This is a genomic window from Tolypothrix sp. VBCCA 56010, from assembly GCF_050875635.1.
In the GTDB taxonomy this organism is placed as follows: Bacteria; Cyanobacteriota; Cyanobacteriia; order Cyanobacteriales; family Nostocaceae; genus Hassallia.
Genome location: NZ_JBPAOH010000372.1, coordinates 1 through 935, shown reverse-complemented (window position 1 = coordinate 935; position 935 = coordinate 1). Strand labels below are relative to the sequence as shown.

2 protein-coding genes are annotated in these 935 nt (G+C 46.6%); both read left to right on the top strand.

Translation table 11 applies throughout. From position 1 onward, the window contains the following. Positions 1 to 183 precede the first annotated feature (183 nt). Positions 184 to 711, top strand: a complete 528-nt coding sequence (locus tag AABK37_RS41540) for a hypothetical protein (protein ID WP_432557205.1) — start codon at positions 184 to 186, stop codon at positions 709 to 711. A gap of 20 nt (positions 712 to 731) precedes the next feature. Continuing rightward, entirely contained in the window at positions 732 to 884 is a 153-nt protein-coding gene (locus tag AABK37_RS41535; RefSeq protein ID WP_432557204.1) for a hypothetical protein, read from the top strand. The last annotated feature ends 51 nt before the right edge of the window (positions 885 to 935 follow it).

Here is a 935-nt window from a genome sequence, read left to right as displayed (position 1 = left end):
AAGCATAAGTACTTTTAAGATATTTAGTATCACCTAGCACCTAAAACTACGCAATGGCTGGTTAGCGATCGCCTTGAGGAGAAAACTTTTTGGTTTACTGACTCGTACCAACTACCAAACCCAACTAACCAAGTTAGCCCGGATATCTGCCTAATTTACCTAACTTATAAAGGAAAACAAGCCATGCAATTACTGACACATATCTGCAACGAGACTGGATTAACTCTTGATGATGCTCGGCTGATTCTGATCAACGTCCGAGAAGACTGGTCTAGTACCCAGACTATTACCGATAGCGAAGCCGACTTAATCCGTCAAAGCGCACGCGCCACCTTGCCAGAAAGTAACGGTAATATTACCCCGGTCGCTGGCATGAGTATTGACCAGCAAGAGCAACTGATTGACAACGCATCTCAAGTTCTAGGCTTACCGCTAGTACTGGCAGCAATGCAAGAAATCAAAGCCGTTGACACCTTAGAACAAGTCAAGAATGCAATCATCCTCAATAGCATCGACCGCAGGCAAGGAGAGCTAGATGCAGCCATCAAAGGTCGCTCACAATCCCGCCAGCAAGCTTACTTAACAGCGATTGAAGACCTCGCTTCGCAGATGCAAAAGCCTGTCTCAGTGGTTGAAGAGATGAAAGCCGACATTGATGCTACTAACGATAAGTTAGCGTTGCTGTTGACTCAAATAAGAGCGGGAAAGTAGTCGTTGTCAGGGATAAGCCTATGAACCACCTAATCGGCATCTCAGGCATCACCACGCTCGGCACAGTAAGCGCGATCGCCACTGTTGCAGCCGCCGCTATCAACCCAATCGGGGCAGCCTTATTACTAGTACAGGGTGGCGGAAATAAACCGACCATTTTTGTGAGAGACTAAGCAAGAAGGGTCAAAACCCTTATGGGTAGTTTTTAAGGAATCAAGGTGTGG

Excerpts from the sequence above, each read along its gene's own strand:
- AABK37_RS41535 (WP_432557204.1), top strand. The coding sequence starts at position 732 with ATGAACCACCTAATCGGCATCTCAGGCATCACCACGCTCGGCACAGTA.
- AABK37_RS41540 (WP_432557205.1), top strand. The coding sequence starts at position 184 with ATGCAATTACTGACACATATCTGCAACGAGACTGGATTAACTCTTGAT.